1 pseudogene is annotated in these 257 nt (G+C 57.6%); it reads left to right on the top strand.

The features are described from left to right. A pseudogene (locus tag AF337_RS45625) lies at positions 1 to 257 on the top strand (hypothetical protein); the annotation flags it as partial.

The raw sequence follows: 257 nt of genomic DNA, 5'->3' as shown, positions 1-257 counted from the left end.
GCTTCGATCTTCTTGCCGGTCCGCCGGCACGTGTTCAGATTGTCTTGCTTGCGGATGGACAGTCGCTTCTGACGATCGTGATTCATCCAATCATCTCAGACGATCGCGAGAAGTCGATTCTTACCGGCTCCCTGACGCGAATTCTCGATGGCGGCATGAGCCGCGAGCTGCTGCGGCTGGGTGCCGAACTGAAACAACCGGAATGGTCGGCATTGGCGCTGATCAATGCGCCGGATATCGTCCGTAGGGTACACCAG

It is taken from the genome of Rhizobium ecuadorense, assembly GCF_001187535.1.
Classification (GTDB): Bacteria; Pseudomonadota; Alphaproteobacteria; order Rhizobiales; family Rhizobiaceae; genus Rhizobium; species Rhizobium ecuadorense.
This window is presented reverse-complemented; position numbering and strand designations above follow the sequence as displayed.